This is a genomic window from Streptomyces pacificus, assembly GCF_011766325.1.
Classification (GTDB): domain Bacteria; phylum Actinomycetota; class Actinomycetes; order Streptomycetales; family Streptomycetaceae; genus Streptomyces; species Streptomyces pacificus.
In genome coordinates this window covers 37096-54170 of record NZ_BLLG01000012.1, presented here as the reverse complement: position 1 = coordinate 54170, position 17075 = coordinate 37096, and the positions used below count along the sequence as shown (strand labels likewise).

Annotated in this window: 12 protein-coding genes; 8 read left to right on the top strand and 4 right to left on the bottom strand. The window is 71.9% G+C overall.

Annotated features, from left to right (window positions below; genetic code table 11):
* The first annotated feature begins 46 nt into the window (after positions 1-46).
* The 7 genes from SCWH03_RS19455 to SCWH03_RS19425 all read left to right on the top strand — a co-directional run bounded on the left by SCWH03_RS19455 (position 47) and on the right by SCWH03_RS19425 (position 9907).
* A complete protein-coding gene (locus SCWH03_RS19455) occupies positions 47-922 on the top strand; it encodes a carbohydrate ABC transporter permease (protein WP_254076881.1) in 876 nt (291 codons plus the stop codon).
* 201 nt (positions 923-1123) lie between these two features.
* Entirely contained in the window at positions 1124-2323 is a 1200-nt protein-coding gene (locus SCWH03_RS19450; RefSeq protein ID WP_173265554.1) for an ROK family transcriptional regulator, read from the top strand.
* A gap of 120 nt (positions 2324-2443) precedes the next feature.
* Positions 2444-3556 carry a substrate-binding domain-containing protein gene (locus SCWH03_RS19445; protein WP_173265553.1) on the top strand — a complete coding sequence of 371 codons (1113 nt, stop codon included), beginning with the start codon at positions 2444-2446 and terminating at the stop codon, positions 3554-3556.
* Between the two features lie 362 nt (positions 3557-3918).
* Complete coding sequence (locus SCWH03_RS19440; RefSeq protein ID WP_173265552.1) at positions 3919-4707, top strand: ATP-binding cassette domain-containing protein; 789 nt, start codon at positions 3919-3921, stop codon at positions 4705-4707.
* The gene (locus SCWH03_RS19435) at positions 4704-6008 is read left to right on the top strand and encodes a sugar ABC transporter permease (protein WP_173265551.1); all 1305 of its coding nucleotides are present in this window, start codon (positions 4704-4706) and stop codon (positions 6006-6008) included. The genes SCWH03_RS19440 and SCWH03_RS19435 overlap by 4 nt, the downstream gene beginning before the upstream one ends.
* Positions 6009-6214: 206 nt before the next feature.
* Positions 6215-8230, top strand: coding sequence for a 1-deoxy-D-xylulose-5-phosphate synthase (dxs, locus tag SCWH03_RS19430; RefSeq protein ID WP_254076865.1), 2016 nt, complete (start codon positions 6215-6217; stop codon positions 8228-8230).
* A gap of 165 nt (positions 8231-8395) precedes the next feature.
* On the top strand, positions 8396-9907 hold the full coding sequence (locus SCWH03_RS19425; RefSeq protein WP_173265550.1) for an amino acid permease: 1512 nt from the start codon (positions 8396-8398) through the stop codon (positions 9905-9907).
* Positions 9908-9920: 13 nt separating this feature from the next.
* Here the strand turns inward: SCWH03_RS19425 and SCWH03_RS19420 are convergent, their stop codons facing one another.
* Positions 9921-10292: a PIN domain-containing protein gene (locus SCWH03_RS19420; protein WP_173265549.1), complete on the bottom strand. Its 372-nt coding sequence runs from the start codon at positions 10290-10292 to the stop codon at positions 9921-9923.
* Positions 10293-10465: 173 nt separating this feature from the next.
* On the opposite strand from SCWH03_RS19420, the gene SCWH03_RS19415 reads away from it, so the two are divergent.
* Positions 10466-11572 carry a PLL family lectin gene (locus SCWH03_RS19415; RefSeq protein WP_173265636.1) on the top strand — a complete coding sequence of 369 codons (1107 nt, stop codon included), beginning with the start codon at positions 10466-10468 and terminating at the stop codon, positions 11570-11572.
* A 378-nt stretch (positions 11573-11950) separates the two neighbouring features.
* Here the strand turns inward: SCWH03_RS19415 and SCWH03_RS19410 are convergent, their stop codons facing one another.
* From SCWH03_RS19410 to SCWH03_RS19400, 3 genes are all read right to left on the bottom strand, one after another.
* On the bottom strand, positions 11951-14080 hold the full coding sequence (locus SCWH03_RS19410) for a 3-hydroxyacyl-CoA dehydrogenase NAD-binding domain-containing protein (RefSeq protein WP_173265548.1): 2130 nt from the start codon (positions 14078-14080) through the stop codon (positions 11951-11953).
* A gap of 73 nt (positions 14081-14153) precedes the next feature.
* Complete coding sequence (locus tag SCWH03_RS19405; RefSeq protein ID WP_173265547.1) at positions 14154-15380, bottom strand: thiolase family protein; 1227 nt, start codon at positions 15378-15380, stop codon at positions 14154-14156.
* 355 nt (positions 15381-15735) lie between these two features.
* Positions 15736-17019, bottom strand: coding sequence for an HRDC domain-containing protein (locus SCWH03_RS19400; RefSeq protein ID WP_173265546.1), 1284 nt, complete (start codon positions 17017-17019; stop codon positions 15736-15738).
* Positions 17020-17075 lie beyond the last annotated feature (56 nt).

Here is a 17075-nt window from a genome sequence, read left to right as displayed (position 1 = left end):
GACCGAGACCTCCCCCGCCCCCGCCGCGGAACCGCTGCCGCACGAGGTGAAGGCCGGGCGTTCCGGCGCGGGGCCGGGGGAGGGCGGATGGCGCGGCCGCGGCAGGGTCCTCAACGCCTTCTCGCACGGTGTGCTGGTGCTGTGGGCCTTCATGGTCGTCATGCCGCTGCTGTGGGCGGTGATGACGTCCTTCAAGGACGACGACGCGATCTTCAGCTCGCCGTGGTCGCTGCCGGACCGGCTCCACTTCGAGAACTGGTCGCGCGCCTGGAGCCAGGCGCATATGAGCGACTACTTCCTGAACACCGTCCTGGTGGTCGCCGGCTCCCTCGCCGGCACCCTGCTGCTGGGCTCGATGGCGGCGTACGTCCTGGCCCGGTTCGACTTCCCCGGGAACCGCTTCCTCTACTTCCTCTTCATCGGGGGGATGAGCTTCCCGATCATGCTGGCACTGGTCCCGCTGTTCTTCGTCCTGAACAACATTCAGCTCCTGAACACCCTCCACGGCCTGATCCTGGTGTACATCGCCTACTCGCTGCCGTTCACGGTGTTCTTCCTGACCGCCTTCTTCCGTACGCTGCCGACCTCGGTGGCGGAGGCGGCGCTGATCGACGGGGCCTCGCACACCCGGACGTTCTTCCAGGTCATGCTGCCGATGGCCAAGCCCGGACTGATCAGCGTCGGGATCTTCAACTTCCTCGGCCAGTGGAACCAGTACATGCTGCCCACGGTGCTCAACACCGAGCCCGAGCACAAGGTGCTCTCCCAGGGCCTGGTGCAGCTGGCCGTCAGCCAGGGGTACAAGGGCGACTGGTCCGGCCTGTTCGCGGGCCTGGTGATGGCCATGCTGCCGGTGCTCGCCGCGTACGCGGTCTTCCAGCGCCAGGTCGTGGCGGGCCTCACGGCGGGGGCCCTGAAGTAGGCCGGCGCCGCTCCGCCGCCGGGCCCCCGCACTTCCCGCACCCCGGTGATCCGCTCCCGGGGCCCCGGCGGGGGCCGCCGGGACCGTCGACGGCGCTTGTCCGGATACGGCGGGCTTGCGCTCAGGTCTTGACGGGGAGCGGCCCCAAAGGCTCCCCTTGGAGTTCACATGTTGGAGTGACGGGCAGGAGTGTGTGAGTCGATGGAGACTCCGGGGTCGCAGACGTCTCTGCATCGGGCCAATCTGGAACGCGTCGTGCGCGCCGTGCGTCTGGCCGGTTCGCTCACCCAGGCCGAGATCGCGAGGAGTACCGGCCTGTCCGCCGCCACCGTCTCCAACATCGTCCGGGAGCTGAAGGAGGGCGGGACCGTCGAGGTCACCCCCACCTCGGCGGGCGGCCGCCGGGCCCGCAGCGTCTCGCTCAGCGGGGACGCCGGCATCGTGGTCGGCGTCGACTTCGGCCATACGCACCTCCGGGTCGCGATCGGCAACCTGGCCCATCAGGTCCTCGCCGAGGAGTCCGAGCCGCTGGATGTGGACGCCTCCTCAGCGCAGGGCTTCGACCGGGCGGAGCTGCTGGTCAAACGGCTCGTCGCGGCCACCGCAATCGACCCGGGGAAGATCGTCGGGGTCGGTCTCGGCGTGCCGGGGCCGATCGACGTGGAGACCGGCACCCTGGGCTCCACCGCGATCCTGCCGGGCTGGAGCGGCATCAACCCCGGCCGGGAGCTCTCCGGCCGGCTCGGGGTGCCGGTGTACGTCGACAACGACGCCAACCTCGGCGCCCTGGGCGAGCTGGTCTGGGGCAGCGGCCGCGGCGTCAGCGACCTCGCCTACATCAAGGTCGCCAGCGGAGTCGGCGCCGGACTCGTCATCCGGGGCCGGATCTACCGCGGCCCCGGCGGTACGGCGGGGGAGATCGGGCACATCACCCTGGACGAGTCGGGGCCGGTCTGCCGCTGCGGCAACCGGGGCTGCCTGGAGACGTTCACCGCGGCCCGCTACGTACTGCCGCTGCTCCGGTCCAGCCACGGCCGGGACCTGACCATGGAGAAGGTCGTCCAGCTGGCCCGGGAGGGCGATCCGGGCTGCCGGCGGGTCGTCGCCGACGTCGGCCGCCATATCGGCAGCGGTGTGGCCAACCTGTGCAACCTGCTGAATCCCAGCAGAGTGGTGCTGGGCGGCAGCCTGGCGGAGGCCGGGGAACTGGTGCTCGCCCCGATCCGCGAGTCCGTCTCCCGGTACGCCATCCCCAGCGCCGCCCGGCGGCTCTCCGTCCTCCCCGGGGCGCTCGGAGCCCGGGCCGAGGTGCTGGGGGCGCTGGCCCTGGTGCTCGGCGAGATGGGCGATTCGACACTTCTGGACGGTTCGGCGCCGGCCGGGATGCCCGCCTTCACTTAGATAACGAATGGCGACGTTGTCATCTCGTTAAGGATTTACTCCTTGACGCTGGCGTGCCAGCCGAGTTGACTTCCTGCCACCTCGGCCGCAAGGACGCGGCCTCGTCAGGGAGGTTTCTGAATGAACACGCAGATGCGTCGTGTCGCCGTGGCCGTGACGGCCGCCGCGATGGCCGTGTCCCTCGCCGCCTGCGGCAGTGCCAAGGAGTCCGGCGACAACGACGCCAAGACCAGCGCTGCCAAGGGCGATGCCCTCACCATCGGGCTCCTGCTCCCGGAGAACCAGACGGCGCGCTACGAGAAGTTCGACAAGCCGCTCATCGAGAAGAAGATCGACGAGCTGACGAACGGCAAGGCGAAGCTCGTCTACGCCAACGCCAAGCAGGACGCGACGCTGCAGACCCAGCAGGTCGACACGATGATCACCAACGAGGTCGACGCGCTGATCGTCGACGCGGTGGACTCCAAGGCCATCGCCGGCGGCGTCAAGAAGGCCAAGGACGCCGGCATCCCGGTCGTCGCCTACGACCGGCTCGCCGAGGGCCCCGTGGACGCCTACACCTCCTTCGACAACGAAGAGGTCGGCAGGGTCCAGGGCGAGGCCCTCCTCGAGGCGCTCGGCGACAAGGCCAAGAGCGGCCAGATCGTCATGATGAACGGCTCCGTCACCGACCCGAACGCCGCGCTCTTCAAGAAGGGCGCCCACTCCGTCCTCGACGGCAAGGTGAACGTCGGCAAGGAGTACGACACCAAGGAGTGGAAGCCGGAGAACGCCAACGCCAACATGGAGGCCGCGATCTCGGCCCTCGGCAAGGACGAGATCGTCGGCGTCTACTCCGCGAACGACGGCATGGCGGGCGGCATCATCACCGCCCTCAAGGCCGGCGGCTTCGACACGCTCCCGCCGGTGACCGGTCAGGACGCCGAGATCGCCGGCGTGCAGCGCATCGTCGCGGGCGAGCAGTTCATGAGCATCTACAAGCCGTACGCGCCGGAGGCGGCGGCCGCCGCCGAGATGGCCGTCGCGCTCGCCAAGGGCCAGAGCCTCGACGCGATCGCCACGTCCAAGGTCGACAGCCCCACCACCGAGGGCATCCCGTCCGTGCTCGTCCCGGTCGTCTCCCTGACCAAGGACAACATCGCGGACTCGGTCATCAAGGACGGCGTCTACACCGCCGCCGACATCTGCACCGCGAAGTTCAAGGCCGACTGCGACGCGATCGGCCTGAACTAGTGCCGTGTCAGGCGGGGTCCGCCCGTCGGAAGACAGCGCGGCGCGGATTGCGGTGCGGCGACGCGCGGCGACCCGCCGGACCGGCCTCGCCGGGGGTCCGCCCGGTTGACGCGGCGGCGCGGCGACCCGCGGCGACCCGCCGGACCGGCCGTGCCCGGCGCCGCGACGGGGCGCACACCGCCTGACGCGGCACCGGGTTCCACGTCCCCGAGGGACGCTCCCTGAACCTGCCCGGTGCCCCGCCCCCCTTCCAGCCCCGCTATCGGGGCGGGGCACCGGACAGAAACGATTCTTCCCTTATCAGCTCAACCCTCCGCGCCACCCATCCGGCGCGGCATCCCGCCGTCCAGGCGGCGAAGGAGATGGTTCACGTGTCCGCTACGCCCGTGCTGGCGTTGCGCGGGGTCTCCAAGCGGTTCGGTGCCGTTCAGGCGCTCACCGACGTAGAGCTTGAGGTCCACGCCGGTGAAGTGGTCGCCCTGGTGGGCGACAACGGCGCCGGAAAGTCCACGCTGGTCAAGACGATCGCCGGCGTGCACCCCATCGATGAGGGCGTCATCGAGTGGGAGGGCAGGGCGGTGTCGGTCGGCAAGCCCCAGGACGCCCAGAACCTGGGCATCGCGACCGTCTACCAGGACCTCGCGCTGTGCGACAACATCGACGTCGTCGGCAACCTGTACCTCGGCCGGGAGCTCCGCAGGTACGGCGTCCTCGACGAGGTCGAGATGGAGCGCCGCTCCCGCGAACTGCTGAGCACGCTGTCCATCCGCATCCCCAGCGTCCGCATCCCGATCGCCTCCCTCTCCGGCGGCCAGCGGCAGACCGTGGCCATCGCCCGCTCGATGCTCGGCGCCCCCAAGCTGGTCATCCTCGACGAGCCCACCGCGGCCCTCGGCGTCGAGCAGACCGCGCAGGTGCTCGACCTGGTCGAGCGGCTGCGCGAGCGCGGCCACGCGGTCATCCTCATCAGCCACAACATGGCCGATGTGAAGGCCGTCGCCGACACCGTGGCGGTGCTGCGGCTCGGCCGGAACAACGGGGTCTTCGACGTGAAGGCCACCTCGCAGGAAGAGATCATCTCCGCCATCACCGGCGCCACGGACAACGCCGTGACCCGTCGTGCGGCGCGCACCTCGGAGGCGCAGAAGTGAGCATCGACAAGAGCCCGGCACCCGCCGGCGGCCGCCACCGGGTGGGCACCGCGGAAGCCGCGCACGCCGCGCACGAGGCGGTCACCGCCGTCGACCCCCGGCTCCTGGTACGCGAGCAGGGCGTCGGCGGCTACCTCGCGGACTTCAAGCGCAGGCTCCACGCCGGCGACCTGGGTTCCATCCCGGTCGTCATCGGCCTGATCCTGATCTGCGCCATCTTCCAGAGCCTGAACTCGCAGTTCCTCTCGGCGCAGAACCTCAGCAACATCGCCGTCACCATGGTCGCCACCGGCATGATGGCCGTCGGCATCATCTTCGTGCTGCTGCTCGGCGAGATCGACCTCTCGGTCGGCTCCGTCAGCGGTGTGTCGGGCGCGATCGTGGCCGTACTGAGCGTCACCCACGGGATGAACGAGTGGCTGGCCGTCCTGGCCGCCATCGCCGGCGGCGCGGTCATGGGAGCCCTGCACGGCTTCTTCTTCGCCCGGATCGGCGCGCCCGCCTTCGCCGTCACCCTGGCCGGGCTGCTGTTCTGGCTGGGCTTCATGCTCCAGCTCCTCGGCTCCCAGGGCACGATCAACCTGGACGGCGACGGCATCGTCGGCCGGCTGACCACCTACTACTTCTCCGACGTGGCCGCCGCCTACGGACTCGCCGCACTGGCCGTCGCCGTGTTCTTCGTCTCGGCCTCCACCGACGCCCGCCGCCGCCGGGCGGCCGGCATCCCGTCCCGGCCGCTCGGCGACATCGTGTTCCGCACGGTGCTGCTCGCCGCGGTCTCCTTCGCCGCCGCCTACATGTTCAACCAGTACAAGGGCCTGCCGCTGGCGCTGGTGCTGTTCCTGGCGGTCCTGGTGTCCACCGACTTCGTCCTGCGGCGCACCGCCTACGGGCGCAAGATCTTCGCCCTCGGCGGCAGCGTCGAGGCGTCCCGCCGGGCCGGTATCAACGTCACCGCCGTGCGGATCTCGGTCTTCGCCATCGCCGGCACCTTCGCGGCCGTCGGCGGCCTGTTCTGGGCCTCCAAGATCGCCGCAGCGAACCAGAGCGCCGGCGCGGGCGACCTGCTGATGAACGTCATCGCGGCGGCCGTCATCGGCGGCACCAGCCTCTTCGGCGGCCGCGGCCGCACCTGGAACGCGCTGCTCGGCGTCATGGTGATCGTCTCGATCCAGTACGGGCTCGCGCTGGAGGGCATCGCCACCCCGATCCAGTACATGATCACCGGTGGGGTGCTCCTCGCCACCGTGGTGATCGACTCGGTCACGCGCAAGACGCAGAAGACCGCCGGCCGGGCCTAGCGGCCACCGTGTGCAGTGCCCGGCGCCGGAACCGGCGCCGGGCACTGCCGCGTGTTACCCCCGGGGAGCGGGCAGCCGTACACCAGGGCACCGCGTCGTCCGAAGGGGTGACGCGGAACGCGCCGCCCGATGAAAGCCGCCGGGAGCGGGACATTAGACTCGGCGGGATCGGCAAGCTCGACCGGATCGAAACGCAAGGAGGCACGGTGACGCAGCCGCGCGTAGCGCGTCGTTCAGATGTGGCGGTGGGCGACGGGTGGGAGCTGCTTGCCCGTATCAGAGGACCACGCGACCTGGACGGGCTCGGCAGGGAGCAGCTCGACCGGCTGGCCGCGGAGATCCGCGGCTTCCTGGTGGACGCCGTCTCCAAGACCGGCGGACACCTCGGCCCCAACCTCGGCGTGGTCGAGCTGACCATCGCCCTGCACCGGGTCTTCGACTCGCCGAAGGACAGGGTCCTCTTCGACACCGGCCACCAGAGCTATGTGCACAAGCTGCTCACCGGCCGCCAGGACTTCTCCAGGCTGCGGGCCAGGGGCGGACTGTCCGGCTACCCCTCGCGCGCCGAGTCCGAGCACGACGTCATCGAGAACTCGCACGCCTCGACGGTCCTCGGCTGGGCGGACGGCCTGGCCAAGGCCAACGAGGTGCTGGGGAAGGACGACCATGTCGTCGCGGTCATCGGCGACGGCGCCCTCACCGGCGGCATGGCCTGGGAGGCGCTGAACAACATCGCCGACGCCAAGGACCGCCCGCTGGTCATCGTCGTCAACGACAACGAGCGCTCCTACGCCCCCACCATCGGCGGCCTCGCCAACCACCTGGCCACGCTGCGCATCACCGACGGCTACGAGCGCTTCCTCGCCCGCGGCAAGGACCTGCTGGAGCGCACCCCCGTCGTCGGCAGGCCGCTCTACGAGACCCTGCACGGCGCCAAGAAGGGCCTGAAGGACTTCATCGCCCCCCAGGGCATGTTCGAGGACCTGGGCCTGAAGTACGTCGGGCCCATCGACGGCCACGACATCGAGGCCGTGGAGTCCGCGCTGACCCGCGCCAAGCGGTTCGGCGGTCCCGTCATCGTCCACTGCCTCACCGAGAAGGGCCGCGGCTACCAGCACGCGGAGGAGGACGAGGCCGACCGCTTCCACGGCATCGGCCCGATCCACCCCGACACCGGCCTGCCGGTGAAGACCGCGGCGGCCAGCTGGACCTCCGTGTTCGGCGACGAGATGGTCAGGCTGGGCCGGGAGCGCGCGGACGTCGTCGCCATCACCGCGGCGATGCTCCAGCCCGTCGGCCTGAAGAAGTTCGCCGAGACTTTCCCCGAGCGCGTGTTCGACGTCGGTATCGCCGAGCAGCACGCGGCGACCTCCGCCGCCGGACTGGCCACCGGCGGGCTCCACCCGGTCTTCGCCGTCTACGCCACGTTCCTCAACCGCGCCTTCGACCAGGTGCTGATGGACGTCGCCCTGCACAAGTGCGGAGTGACCTTCGTCCTGGACCGGGCCGGTGTCACCGGCGACGACGGCGCCTCCCACAACGGCATGTGGGACATGTCGATCCTCCAGGTCGTCCCCACGCTGCGGATGGCCGCACCGCGCGACGCAGAGCAGCTGCGCGCCCAGCTCCGCGAGGCCGTCGAGGTCGACGACGCGCCCACCGTGGTCCGCTACTCCAAGGGCGTGGTCGGCCCCGCCGTCCCGGCCGTCGGCCGGATCGGCGGCATGGACGTGCTGCGCGAGCCCGGCACCGCCCCCCACGGCCCCTCGGGCATGTCGGGCATGGGAGGCACCCCCGGACCCGATGTCCTGCTCGTCTCGGTCGGCGCGCTCGCACCGATGTGCCTGGAGATCGCCGGCCTCCTCGACAGGCAGGGCATCTCCACCACCGTCGTCGACCCCCGCTGGGTCAAGCCGGTCGACGAGGCCCTCCCCGCGCTCGCCGCCAGGCACCGCGTCGTCGTCACCGTCGAGGACAACGGCCGCGTCGGCGGTGTCGGATCAGCCGTCGCCCAGGCGCTGCGCGACGCCGGAGTCGACCTGCCGCTGCGGGACTTCGGCATCCCCCAGCGCTTCCTCGACCACGCCTCCCGCAAGGAGGTCATGGCCGAGATCGGGCTGACCGCACCGGACATCGCCCGCCAGGTCACCGGCCTGGTGGCCAGGCTCGACGGCCGCCTCGACGACGAGCCCAGCAGGACCGCCGAGCCCGTGCGGGACTGACCGGCGCGCCGTCCGGCGCACGCACCACCGGATCGATTGGACCGGTCGGAGTACCCGAGGGGGTTCCCGGCCGGTCCTTTCGTGTGAAACGCCCCCCGTGGGCGGGCGGCGTCTGAGCACCCCTCTCGATCATGGGTTGACGGCCATGGGTACGGAGGTACGCCGGTGAGCACACAGCAGCAGCCCCCCAGGAGCACCGGGGCTTTCCGGACCAAGACGGTCGAGCAGTCGATCCGGGACACGGAGGAGCCGGAGCACGCGCTCAGGAAGTCGCTCTCCGCCTGGGACCTGACCGTCTTCGGCGTCGGCGTGATCATCGGCACCGGAATCTTCGTGCTGACGGGCATCGCCGCCAAGGAGAACGCCGGCCCCGCCACCGCCCTGTCCTTCGTCATCGCCGGCATCGTCTGCGCGCTCGCGGCGCTCTGCTACGCCGAGTTCGCCTCCACCGTGCCCGTGGCCGGCTCGGCCTACACCTTCTCGTACGCCTCGATCGGGGAACTCCCCGCCTGGATCATCGGCTGGGACCTGGTCCTGGAGTTCGCCCTCGGCACGGCGGTGGTGGCGGTCGGCTGGTCCGGATACGTACGCGCCCTGCTGGAGACCAACCTCGGCGTGCGGATGCCGACGGAGCTCTCCGGGCCCGACGCGGGAGGCCACTTCGACCTGCTGGCCTTCCTGCTCATCCTGGCGCTGACCGCCGTGCTCGTCATCGGCATGAAACTGTCCGCCCGGATCACCGCGATCGTCGTCGCGATCAAGGTCGCCGTGGTGCTGCTGGTCATCGTCGCGGGCGCCTTCTTCATCAAGGCGGAGAACTACACCCCCTTCATCCCCCCGGCCCAGCCCGAGGAGGGCGGCAGCGGGCTGATGGCGCCGCTGGTGCAGCTGCTGTTCGGCTACGAGCCCACCAACTTCGGCGTCATGGGCATCTTCACCGCCGCCTCCATCGTCTTCTTCGCCTTCATCGGCTTCGACGTGGTGGCCACCGCCGCCGAGGAGACCAGGAACCCCCAGCGCGACATGCCCCGCGGAATCCTCGGCTCCCTGCTCATCTGCACCCTGCTGTACGTGGCCGTGACCCTCGTCGTCACCGGTATGCAGCGCTACACGGAGATGTCGGCCACCGCTCCGCTCGCCGACGCGTTCAAGGCCGTCGGCCGGCCCTTCTTCGCCGGCGCCATCAGCCTCGGCGCAGCCGTCGGACTCATCACCGTCTGCATGATCCTGCTGCTGGGCCAGACCCGGGTGTTCTTCGCGATGAGCCGCGACGGACTGCTGCCGCGCTTCTTCTCCATCACCCACCCGACGTTCCGCACCCCCCACCGCGCGACCATCGTGCTCGGCGTGGTCATCGCCGTCATCGCGGGCTTCACCAGCCTCCAGGCGCTCGCCGCGCTGGTGAACATCGGCACGCTCTTCGCCTTCGTCATCGTGGCGCTCGGCGTCATCGTCCTCCGCAACACCCGGCCCGATCTGCACCGCGCGTTCCGGACCCCCTGGGTGCCGGTCCTGCCCGGCCTGTCCATCGCCGCGTCCCTCTGGCTGATGCTGAACCTCCCCGCCGAGACCTGGCTGCGCTTCGCCGTCTGGATGGCGCTGGGCGTGGTCGTCTACTACCTCTACGGCCGCTCCCACAGCCGCCTCGGCAGACTGGGCAGGGGCGCCGACTTCTGAGGCGCGGACCGGGTCAGCCGCTGCGGACCGCGCGCGGCCCCACGACCCCCGCGCCCAGGGCCGCCACCCGCTCCCGCAGCCCCCGGTCGGCGGTGACCACGACGACGGAGCGGCCCGCGTGCTCCCGGACCAGCTCCACGACGCGGTCGTCACCGCTGCCCGGCGCGTCCTCGACCCGTACGCCCGGCGCGTCCCCGACCCCCCTCGCCCGGCCCTCGAGCACCAGCACCACCTCGAGAGGACCGGGGTGCCCCCGAACGCCCTCCCCGGCGAGCGGAACCAGTCTGTCGCGCAGCCGCTCGGCCGCGCCGCGGCGGTCGCGCCACCAGCCGTCCGGTACCGAACCGACCACATTCGCGCCATCGACGATCAGGAGGAGGACCATGGCGGAAGCGTGCCACAAGGCCGCTCCGCGGGCGGGCGGACCGGGGTGTCACCGGGTGTTATGGTCGCCTGCATCGGGCGCCTGAACGGGCGCTCGGGGAAGGTGGGCGACGGGCCATGTCATCGCGGTCTGAGCGGAGGCCGAAGCGCCGGACGGGCGCCGTCCCCGCAGCCGTGGGCGCCGAGGGCGGAAAGCGCGGTGCGGCCCGGGTGCCCGCCCCGCTGCCCGCCGATCCCTCGCTCCCGCCGACCGCCGGGTGGCTGCTGCGCGGCAAGGACGGCCGGCTGTCGGCGTACACCCCGGCCGCCGGCGGTGTGCTGCGCTGGACCGAGAAGCGGCCCGGCGGCCCCGGGTGGACCGGCCCCGAGCTGTTCCCCGCCCCCGGCCTGCTGCCCTACCTGGCCATCGCCCAGGGCGCGGACGGCTATGTGCAGTTGGTCGGGCTGCGGCGCACCCCGATGGCCGGCGGCGAGGTCGCCACGGACGTGGTGCAGGCCATCCAGTACCAGTCCGGGCGCCCGATGCGGGACTGGTACGCCCTCGGCACCCCGTACGCGCAGGACCGCGCCCTCGCGGCGACGACGGGGCTCCCCTCGGCCGTGGTGGACGCGGAGGGCTCCCTCCACGTCTTCGTGCGCAACAGCGGCGGCGGAGTCTGCGGCCGGGCGCAGGTCCCGAACGGCAGATGGAACAAGTGGGCCGACCTCAAGGGCAGCGGGACGCTCGGGCCCCCCGCCGCTGCGGTCACCGACCACGGGCTGATGGAGGTCCTCGCCCCGACGGAGGAGGCCGTGCTGCGGTGGGACCAGGAGGCCCGGGGCGTGAAGTTCCGGCGCGCCGCCGGCATCGCGTCCTCCGCCGCCGACGGCTGCGTCTGCTCGGAGCGCACCGGCCCGGAGCGGCTGACCCACTTCTGGCGCGACGCGGCCAAGGGCGCCGTCCACGCCTGGCGCGAGGGCATGGCAGCCCCCGCGCTGCTCGGTTCGGAGGGCGGCTCCGGGCCGCCGGCCGTGCTCCGGACGCCGGTCGACGGCCAGGACTGCACGATCCTGGCGCAGCGCGGCGCCGACGGACGGCCGGTTCTCGCCGCGTATCCCACGGAGAAGGAGTCCGCCCTCGACTGGGCGCCCACCGGCGAGCCCTGCGTCGGCGCTCCGGCCCTCGCCGTCGACGGCACCGGCCGGGTCGTCCTCGCCGCCCTCGGCGCCGACGGCACCCTGCGCGTGACCCGCCAGGAGTCCGGGTCCGGGCTGGCGATGGAGGCGTGGACGCGGGTGTGATGCCGGACGCGCCGCCCGGTCCTGCCGTCCTTCCGGCCCGGTGCGGTGCACCGGACGGGTGCGGTGTACCGGAACGGGTGGTGGGCCGCACACTCGGGAACGGCGTGGCACGTGGTGCTGCGCGACCGGCAACGGGCGGTACGGGAGAGATCCCGTACCGCCCGTATCCGTCGTCCGGCCCGACCACCGGTAGCCCAGGGGCGGCGGAACGCCGCACCGCCGGACGCTGACCGACGACCGACGACCGACGACCGACGACCGACGACCGACGACCGACGGGCCACCGCCGACGACCGGCCGGCGGCCCGGCACCGGTCACCGGTCCGAGGCCGCCGGCCGTCCCGACCTCTCACACGGCGTGAGACGCGGGTCGCACCGTCACGCCGGGACGCTCGCCACCCCCCGCGCCAGGAACCGCTTGCCGTTGACCCGCTCGCTGATGCCCTCGCGGTCCAGGTACGGCGTGATGCCGCCCAGGTGGAACGGCCAGCCGGCGCCCGTGATCAGGCAGAGGTCGACGTCCTGCGCCTCGGCGACGACGCCTTCCTCCAGCATCAGCCCGATCTCCTGCGCCACCGCGTCCAGGACCCGGGCGCGGACCTGCTCCTCCGTCAGGACGCTGTCGCCCTGCTTCAGCAGCGCGGTGACCTCCGGGTCCAGCTCCGGCCTGCCGCTGTCGTGGACGTAGAAGCCGCGCTTGCCGGCCTCGACGACCGCCTTGAGGTTCGGGGAGACCGTGAAGCGCTCGGGGAAGGCGCGGTTCAGGGTTTCGGAGACGTGCAGACCGATCGCCGGGCCGACCAGCTCCAGCAGCACCAGCGGCGACATCGGCAGGCCGAGCGGCTCGATCGCCTTCTCCGCGGTGGCGACCGGGGTGCCCTCGTCGATGACGTTCTGGATCTCGCCCATGAACCGGGTCAGGATGCGGTTCACCACGAACGCCGGGGCGTCCTTGGTCAGCACCGCGGTCTTCTTCAGCTTCCTGGCGACGGCGAAGGCGGTGGCCAGGGAGGCGTCGTCGGTCTGCTCGCCCCGGACGATCTCCAGCAGCGGGAGCACGGCGACCGGGTTGAAGAAGTGGAAGCCGACCACGCGCTCCGGGTGGCGGAGCTTCGACGCCATCTCCGACACCGACAGCGAGGAGGTGTTGGTGGCGAAGACCGCGTGCGCCGGGGCGACCGCCTCCACCTCGGCGAACACCTTCTGCTTGACCGTCATCTCCTCGAAGACGGCCTCGATGACGAAGTCCGCGTCCGCGAAGCCCTCGGCCTTGTCCAGGACACCGGTCACCAGCGCCTTGAGGCGGTTGGCCTTGTCCTGGTTGATGCGGCCCTTGCCCAGCAGCTTCTCGATCTCGGCGTGGACGTAGCCCACGCCCTTGTCGACGCGCTCCTGGTCGATGTCGGTGAGGACCACCGGCACCTCGAGGCGGCGCAGGAACAGCAGGGCCAGCTGGGACGCCATCAGTCCGGCGCCGACGACACCGACCTTGGTGACGGGGCGGGCCAGCGACTTGTCCGGCGCGCCGGCGGGGCGCTTGCCGCGCTTCTGCACCAGGTTGAACGCGTAGATACCGGACCGCAGTTCGCCGCCCATGATGAGGTCGGCCAGCGCGGTGTCCTCGGCGTCGAAGCCCTTCTGCAGGTCGCCGTCCCTGGCGGCCTCGATGATGTCGAGGGCCCGGTAGGCGGCCGGGGCGGCGCCGTGCACCTTGGAGTCGGCGATGAACCGGCCCCTGGCGACGGCCTGCTCCCAGGCCTCGCCGCGGTCGATCTCGGGGCGCTCCACCACGATCTCGCCCTTGAGGACGGACGCGGTCCAGATCAGCGACTGCTCCAGGAAGTCCGCGCCCTCGAAGAGAGCGTCGGCGATGCCCAGCTCGTGCACCTGGACGCCCTTGAGCTGCCTGTTCTGGTTGAGCGAGTTCTCGATGATCACCGAGACGGCGCGGTCGGCCCCGATCAGGTTCGGCAGGATCGCGCAGCCGCCCCAGCCGGGCACCAGGCCGAGGAACACCTCGGGCAGCGAGAAGGCCGGCAGGGCCGACGAGACCGTGCGGTACGAGCAGTGCAGTCCGACCTCGACACCGCCGCCCATCGCCGCGCCGTTGTAGTACGCGAACGTGGGCACGCCCAGCGAGGACAGCCGCTTGAAGACGTCGTGGCCGCCCTTGCCGATGGCCAGCGCGTCCTCGTGCCGCTTCAGCAGCTCGACGCCCTTGAGGTCGGCGCCGACGGCGAAGATGAACGGCTTGCCGGTGATTCCGGCGCCGACCACCGCGCCCTCCGACGCCTCCTTCTCGACCTGGTCGATCGCGGCGTTGAGGTTGGCCAGCGACTGCGGGCCGAACGTGGTCGGCTTGGTGTGGTCCAGGCCGTTGTCCAGCGTGATGAGGGCGAACCTGCCCGCGCCGCCGGGGAGGTCGAGGTGGCGTACGTGGGCCTGGGTGACGACCTCGCCGGGGAACAGCTCGGCCGCGCCCTTCAGCAGCTCAGCGGTGGTGCTCATGCCGCGACCTCGCTTCGCTCGGTGGGGCATTCGCCCATGCTGCACCTCTCCGTGGTTCGCTCGCTGCGCTCGCTCACTTGTTGCCTCCGGCGTCCTTGTGGTGCGGGTTCTCCCAGATGACGGTGGCGCCCATGCCGAAGCCGACGCACATCGTGGTGAGGCCGTAGCGGACCTCCGGCTGCTCCTCGAACTGCCGCGCCAGCTGCGTCATCAGACGCACGCCGGACGAGGCCAGCGGGTGGCCGAAGGCGATGGCGCCGCCGTACTGGTTGACGCGGGCGTCGTCGTCGGCGATGCCGTAGTGGTCGAGGAAGGCGAGCACCTGGACGGCGAAGGCCTCGTTGATCTCGAACAGGCCGATGTCCCCGATGGACAGCCCCGCCTGGGCGAGGGCCTTCTCCGTGGCCGGGATCGGGCCGTATCCCATGACCTCGGGCTCGACTCCCGCGAAGGAGTACGAGACCAGGCGCATCTTGACCGGCAGGCCGTGCTCGCGGGCGAAGTCCTCGGAGGCGATCAGCGAGGCGGTGGCGCCGTCGTTGAGACCGGCGGCGTTGCCCGCGGTGACCCTGCCGTGGACGCGGAACGGCGTCTTCAGGCCCTGGAGGTTCTCCAGCGTGGTGCCCGGGCGCATCGGCTCGTCGGCGGTGACCAGGCCCCAGCCGGTCTCACCGGCCTCCGGGTTGGTGCGGCGCACCGAGACCGGCACCAGGTCCTGCTGGATCCTGCCGTTGGCGTACGCCTTGGCGGCCTTCTCCTGCGAGCGGACGGCGTACTCGTCGGCACGCTGCTTGGTGATGTGCGGGTAGCGGTCGTGCAGGTTCTCCGCCGTCATGCCCATGAACATGGCCGACTCGTCGACGAGCTTCTCCGACACGAAGCGCGGGTTGGGGTCCACGCCCTCGCCCATCGGGTGGCGGCCCATGTGCTCGACGCCGCCGGCGACGGCGATGTCGTACGCACCGAAGGCGACGCTGCCCGCGACCGTGGTGACGGCGGTCAGCGCGCCGGCGCACATGCGGTCGATGGAGTAGCCCGGCACGGACTGCGGCAGACCCGCGAGGATGCCGGCGGTGCGGCCGATCGTCAGGCCCTGGTCGCCGATCTGCGTGGTCGCCGCGATGGCGACCTCGTCGATCCTCGCCGGGTCGAGGTCCGGGTTGCGGCGCAGCAGCTCCCGGATGGCCTTCACGACGAGATCGTCGGCACGGGTCTCGTGGTAGATGCCCTTCGGGCCCGCCTTGCCGAACGGGGTGCGGACGCCGTCGACGAAGACGACGTCCCTGACGGTACGAGGCACGATGGCTCTCCTCCAGGGTGCGGGGTGGCACTGCTGCGTGACGCGCGGCTAAGCGTGCGCTTGCTGCCCTCATGCTACTTACGGGTAACAGGGTTGCCCACCCCTCGTCGCGGGAGCGGTGAACGTCACACCCCACACGGTCGCGCGTCGGGCCCGCCCCCGCTCCCCGCCGCACCGGCACCGCTGCCGGCAGTGGCACGCACGAGTGACCGCCGGGGGCCGCCCGCTCGGAGAGGCGTGCCCGGCGCGCGGTGTGCCCCACGACCTGTGCGCCGTCGACCGGTGCGCCCCGGGCCCCTTCGGCGCGGGGAGAGCGCGCGCCGGGCAGGCCCGGCGCGCCGCGGGAGCGGCGGTCTCAGACGGTCGCCTGGAGCGCCCTGGTCAGCGGGGGCCCCACCTGTTCGACCTGCCAGGGCCGCGCGCCCAGCGCGGTCAGCGCGGACGCGACCGCCTCCGGGCCCGGCTCCGCCGGCGGCTCCCAGCACAGACGGCGCACGGTGTCCGGCGCGATCAGGTTCTCCTGGGGCAGGTTCAGCCGCTCCGCCAGCACGGACACCGCCGCCCGAGCCGCGGACAGCCGCGCCGCGGCTGCCGGGTCCTTGTCCGCCCAGGAGCGCGGTGGAGGCGGTCCGGTCACCGGCTGGCCGGGCTGCGGCAGCTCCCCCTCCGGCAGCGACAGCGCGCGGTCCACCGCGGCCTGCCACTGCTCCAGCTGCCGGCGGCCCGCCCGGTGCCCGAACCCCGGCAGGGCCGTCAACGCGTGCACGTTCGGCGGGAGTGCCAGCGCCGCCTCGACGATCGCCGCGTCGCCGAGCACCTTGCCGGGGGAGACGTCCCGGCGCTGGGCCACCTTGTCGCGGGCGGTCCACAGCTCCCGTACGACGGCCATCTGACGGCGCCGGCGCACCTTGTGCATGCCCGAGGTGCGCCGCCAGGGGTCCTTGCGCGGGGCGGCGGGCGGCGCCGAGGCGATGGCGGCGAACTCCTGGCGCGCCCACTCCAGCTTCCCCTGCCGGTCCAGCTCCTTCTCCAGCGCGTCCCGCAGGTCGACGAGCAGTTCGACGTCGAGCGCCGCGTACCGCAGCCAGGGCTCGGGGAGGGGGCGGGTCGACCAGTCCACCGCCGAGTGGCCCTTCTCCAGGGCGTAGCCGAGCACCGACTCGACCATGGCGCCGAGCCCCACCCGGGGGAAGCCCGCGAGCCGCCCGGCCAGCTCGGTGTCGAAGAGCCTGGTCGGCAGCATGCCTATGTCCCGCAGGCACGGGAGGTCCTGGGTGGCGGCGTGCAGGATCCACTCGCTGCCGGCGAGGGCGTCGCCGAGGCCGGCGAGGTCGGGGCACCCGACGGGGTCGACGAGCGCCGTGCCCGCACCCTGGCGGCGCAGCTGGACGAGATACGCGCGCTGGCCGTACCGGTAGCCGGACGCGCGTTCGGCGTCGACGGCGACCGGACCGGAGCCGGCGGCGAACGCGGCGACGACGGACGCCAGTCCTTCGGGTGTGGAGACCACCGGAGGGATGCCCTCCCGCGGCTCCAGCAGGGGGATCGGCGCCCCCTCGGCGGCGACGCCGTCGTCCGGGGGGCCGCCCCCGGCGGTGCGCAGGTCCGGCTCTGCTGCGGTCTCTTGGGCGTCGGTCACCTGTCAAGGGTATCCGTCAACGGCAAGCGCCCGTCGACGGAACGTTCCGTCGACGG

What these genes read in the sequence shown, in the direction of transcription:
- SCWH03_RS19440 (WP_173265552.1), top strand. Translation starts at nt 3,919, where the DNA reads ATGGTTCACGTGTCCGCTACGCCCGTGCTGGCGTTGCGCGGGGTCTCC.
- SCWH03_RS19445 (WP_173265553.1), top strand. Translation starts at nt 2,444, where the DNA reads ATGAACACGCAGATGCGTCGTGTCGCCGTGGCCGTGACGGCCGCCGCG.
- SCWH03_RS19420 (WP_173265549.1), bottom strand. Translation starts at nt 10,292, where the DNA reads ATGGTCCTCCTCCTGATCGTCGATGGCGCGAATGTGGTCGGTTCGGTA.
- SCWH03_RS19450 (WP_173265554.1), top strand. Translation starts at nt 1,124, where the DNA reads ATGGAGACTCCGGGGTCGCAGACGTCTCTGCATCGGGCCAATCTGGAA.
- SCWH03_RS19410 (WP_173265548.1), bottom strand. Translation starts at nt 14,080, where the DNA reads ATGAGCACCACCGCTGAGCTGCTGAAGGGCGCGGCCGAGCTGTTCCCC.